General features: G+C 38.1%; 3 protein-coding genes and 2 tRNA genes. 3 read left to right on the forward strand and 2 right to left on the reverse strand.

Features of this window, described 5'->3' with window-relative positions:
- Positions 1-202: 202 nt before the first annotated feature.
- Complete coding sequence (locus tag VLZ86_RS06280) at positions 203-952, reverse strand: NlpC/P60 family protein (protein WP_325449784.1); 750 nt, start codon at positions 950-952, stop codon at positions 203-205.
- Positions 953-1,086: 134 nt separating this feature from the next.
- Positions 1,087-2,268 carry an acetyl-CoA C-acyltransferase gene (locus VLZ86_RS06285; protein ID WP_325449785.1) on the reverse strand — a complete coding sequence of 394 codons (1,182 nt, stop codon included), beginning with the start codon at positions 2,266-2,268 and terminating at the stop codon, positions 1,087-1,089.
- A 130-nt stretch (positions 2,269-2,398) separates the two neighbouring features.
- On the opposite strand from VLZ86_RS06285, the gene VLZ86_RS06290 reads away from it, so the two are divergent.
- From VLZ86_RS06290 to VLZ86_RS06300, 3 genes are all read left to right on the forward strand, one after another.
- Positions 2,399-4,444, forward strand: coding sequence for an HDIG domain-containing metalloprotein (locus VLZ86_RS06290; RefSeq protein ID WP_325449786.1), 2,046 nt, complete (start codon positions 2,399-2,401; stop codon positions 4,442-4,444).
- A 95-nt stretch (positions 4,445-4,539) separates the two neighbouring features.
- A tRNA-Ser gene (locus VLZ86_RS06295) sits at positions 4,540-4,623 on the forward strand.
- Between the two features lie 21 nt (positions 4,624-4,644).
- Positions 4,645-4,722 (forward strand) — tRNA-Pro (locus VLZ86_RS06300).
- Positions 4,723-4,785: the final 63 nt, after the last annotated feature.

Below are 4,785 nucleotides of genomic sequence, written 5' to 3' on the forward strand. Positions count from 1 at the left end.
TTGGAAACGACACTTAAATTAAGACCAACAGATTTGCAAACAGCAAAAACCTTAGTAAATATTTACAGTGCTTTAGGTGATACTGCTAAGCAAAAAGAGATGCAAGCTAAAGTTGCCGCTTTGGAAACAGGTCAAAATTAGTAGACCATGAATAGGCTATTACCATCAAAAAAAATGCTATCTCATTGAGGTAGCATTTTTTTTATATAATTTTTTTAATGACCCGAAGTTTATGGGTATGCATTTTTACATCTGTATTGTAAATCCCTGAATGATCTAACCGATCAATACGTACTTTCCCGTGGGCATGGATGATGTAATTATCGGGCATAATAATGCCAACATGTACAATCTGCCCTTCATTATTATCGAAAAAAGCTAAATCTCCAGCTTCGCTTTCTTCTATAAAACTTAAGGCTTCACCTTGTTTTGCTTGTTGTTCTACTGCTCGGTATAAGTTATAACCATTCAGTTTATAAACCATTTGCGTCAAACCTGAAGCATCAATGCCAAAAGGTGTTTTTCCTCCATATAAATAAGGAGCGTTACGATACAAGAAAGCAGTCTCTATTAACTTTGATTTTGGTTGGGTTCCTTCAACACAATTTCCGTCAAAAAAATGCTCAAGAAAATCCAAGGCGGTCAATGAAGATCCCAACGGGATGGTGAGTAATTGATTATTGGAGTCTTGGACGAATTCTATTAAATCACCAGACAGTCTACGAGGAGAGTCTGCCAATGTGTTATATTCAGATTCTGGAAGCTCGAGATATTGGTTGTTATCGATCCATCCTTCAAATTGATCATAATCCAAACGGATTTTACTCCATTTTTTTCGCCTTTCAGTCACCTTGAAAATTTCACCATATAATACTTGGGACACAAGTTCAGTAGTATCTGCAGGTTCTATTCTTAAAGGGACGATGCTTAAATTTGCAATTCCGTAGGTCATAGAGGGGACATGGTCTATTGACTGTTTTTATTGATCATTAGGTGATGATTGCCTAATAATGTGAAATAAAAAAGTGTTGTCATTGAAAAGTAATCCATCAATAATTACTGTGATATGAATCTATAATTTACTGATTATTTGAAGCGTTCGATAACCATTGCTGAAGCGCCTCCGCCACCATTACAAATGGCTGCTGCTCCAATTTTTGCATTGTTTTGTTCTAATACGTTCAACAGGGTGATGATAATCCGAACCCCTGAGCAACCTAGTGGATGTCCTAAAGATACTGCACCTCCATTGACATTGACATTGCTGTCATTGAGACCTAAGAGCTTCATATTCGCCAATCCTACTATAGAAAAAGCCTCATTGAACTCAAAATAGTCCACATCATCAATTGAAATTCCTGCCTTGTCCAGCGCTTTTGGCAATGCCTTGGCTGGAGCCGTAGTAAACCATTTTGGTTCTTGGGCGGCATCAGCATAGCCTTTTATAATGGCTAAAGGCTTCAATCCGAGTTCGTCGGCCTTTTCCTTACTCATCAAAACTACTGCACCAGCGCCATCATTAATGGTCGAGGCATTTGCAGCCGTCACCGTACCATCTTTTGTAAACGCAGGTCTTAACGACGGAATTTTGTCCATCATTACATTGGTATATTCTTCGTCTTTTGAAACAACAACAGGCTCTCCACGACGTTGAGGAACTTCTACCGGAACAACCTCATTATCAAATTTACCTGAATCCCAAGCAGCCGCAGATCTTTTATAAGATTGAATCGCAAACGCATCTTGATCCTCTCTGCTAAATTCATATTCTGTGGCGCAGGCATCAGCACATACACCCATGGCATTATCATCATAGGCATCTACCAATCCGTCTTTTTGCATCCCATCAATTAAAGTAGCAGGTCCAAATTTAGTACCGTTTCTTGCGTGTAAATAATGAGGGATCAGACTCATGTTTTCCATCCCACCAGCAACTATGATATCAGCATCTCCAAGTGCAATGGCTTGAGCGGCCTGCATGACAGCTTTCATTCCAGAAGCGCATACTTTATTGACTGTTGTACAAGGTACGGTATCAGGAATTCCAGCATAAATAGCCGCTTGGCGTGCAGGTGCTTGTCCTGTTCCAGCTTGAACGACGTTGCCCATAATCACTTCCTGCACTAATTCAGGATTGAGGTTGATTTTATCCAGGGCACCTTTTATGGCAATAGCTCCTAATCTTGGTGCAGGAACTGTAGATAAAGCACCTAAAAAACTACCTATCGGAGTTCTTGCTGCGGATACAATGACGACTTCTTTACTCATTTTTAGTGGGTTTTGATTTGAATGATGCAAAATTAAACATTTTTAAATTGATTTTGGAATGAATCCTGACGTTAAACCTACAAATCCCTTTATATTTTATTACTTTTGAAAGACAATTGATGCAACTTTGATGAAAAACATTATAAACAAGTGGTATAAGAGTCATGCCCTTATTTACAAAATCCTTCTCTTTATTGGGACTACTTTTTTAATAGTTTATCTCTTCCCAAAAAGTGGCAAATTCAAATACAATTTTGATAAAAATAAACCATGGCAGTCTGAAAACCTTTATGCGCCTTTTGATTTTGCCATTCAAAAATCGCCAGAGGAATTACAAAAAGAAAAATCTGCTATAGTAAAGGAAAGCGCCGTATATTTTGACCTCATAGAGGAGGTTAAGGATTTTGTTTTAGACGATTACAATAAGAAATTCAACGCTACCTTTCATGACTCCTTGGGCAGGAAAAAGACTGAACTTTTCCGAGTGGGCAAAACCGTGCTGAACGAGATTTATAAAAATGGGGTATTAGAGGAAGATTACAATTACCCAAATGATAAGAATGTCATCCTATTGGACGGTCAAAACCAAATTGCCTCTACCACTTATTCTGAACTTTCAAAAATAGATGCTTTTAGGAGATTGTTGGAAAAACAATTGGAAGATCGAGGCAACTCAAAGTTTACTGCGGTTTTTGTGTCCATGTTTTTTGATTTGATTGAGCCCAATCTTAAGGTCAATAAATCCATTACACAAAATGCACTGAATGAGGAATTGGATAAGATATCTTCAACACGCGGTAATGTTGAGAGGGAAACCTTAATCATCTCTAAAGGCGAATTAGTTGAAGGCCATAAATATGACATCCTAAAGTCTTTGGAATCAGAATATGAATCTCAGGTTTGGAGTTCTTCCAATTATACGTGGGTTGTAATTTCCTATGCCATATTAGTGTCGTTGACTTTATTGATGTTGCTTCTGTTTTTAAGAAAATATAGGATAGAAGTGTTTTTGGACAATACAAAAGTAACGTTTATATTTTTTAATATCCTCTTAATGGTGTTGTTGACAACGCTCATTGTCAATTACAACTCCAAGTATGTTTACGTGGTGCCGCTTTGTGTTCTTCCATTGGTTCTAAAAGCGTTTTTTGATTCAAGGTTAGGTTTGTTTGCTCATGTTCTAACTGTGCTTTTGTTGGGCTTTGTTGTACCAAACAGCTATGAATATATGTTTCTACAAATTATAGCCGGTATAGTTACCATCCTCACCGTTTCTGAATTGTACAAACGCGCTAATTTATTTATTTCGGTAGGCCAGATCACGCTTATTTATATCATAACTTATTTTGCTTTTTTCGTAATTCACGAAGGTAGTATCGCCACCTTGAACTTTGAAGCTTTCGGAATGTTCATTTTATGTGGATTGGCCACCCTTTTTGTGCAGCCACTGATATATATCTATGAGAAGTTGTTTGGATTGGTGTCGGATGTTTCCCTATTGGAGCTTTCAGACACGAATACTAAGCTTTTGAAAGAACTATCAAACAAGGCACCCGGAACGTTTCATCATAGTTTAAATGTAGCTAATTTGGCCGAAGCCTCAGCTAATGAAATTGGTGCGAACGCGATGTTGGTCAGGGTAGGAGCCCTTTATCATGATATCGGGAAAATGAAAAATCCGACGTATTTTACCGAGAACCAATCTACCGGTATTAATCCGCATGATGAATTATCTCCACAAGAAAGTACAAACATCATTTTCGCACATGTCTTGGACGGAATCGAAATAGCAAAGAAGAACAACTTGCCGGATCGTGTGATCGATTTTATTAGGACACATCATGGCACCAGTGTGATCTATTATTTTTACATGAAAGAAAAGGAAATGGACATTGCCACAGATATTGCCGATTTCAGATATCCAGGTCCAAAGCCTTTTAGTAAAGAAACGGCAATTTTGATGATGTGTGATAGTGTAGAAGCGGCTTCGAAAAGTTTAAAAGACCCGTCTTCAACAAAAATCAACCACTTTGTAGAAAACATTATCAATAAGCAAATGGAGGACGGGCAGTTTTTAAATGCCGATATTACCTTTAAAGAGATTGAATCCATCAAGAAAATATTGAAAAATAAATTAGCTAACATCTTCCATCTCAGGATAGAATATCCAGAATAAAAAAATCATTTTAAAAAGTCTTAAAAATAGTTGCTTTCTTTGGAATGAAGGCCTACATTTGCATCCGCATTTAGAACATGTTCTTTAACAAAATAGGAGAGGTGCCAGAGTGGTAATGGAGCAGATTGCTAATCTGTCGACGGGTAACTGTCGCCAGGGTTCGAGTCCCTGTCTCTCCGCAATTTTTTAGATAACCACATCGGGGTGTAGCGTAGCCCGGTTATCGCGCCGCGTTTGGGACGCGGAGGTCGCAGGTTCGAATCCTGCCACCCCGACCATTATAAGCCTAATAAATTAAAAATTTATTAGGCTTTTTTCATTTGTGGCGTTGCCAATGCAGT

Source organism: Gelidibacter sp., from assembly GCF_035515035.1.
Taxonomy (GTDB): Bacteria; Bacteroidota; Bacteroidia; order Flavobacteriales; family Flavobacteriaceae; genus Gelidibacter.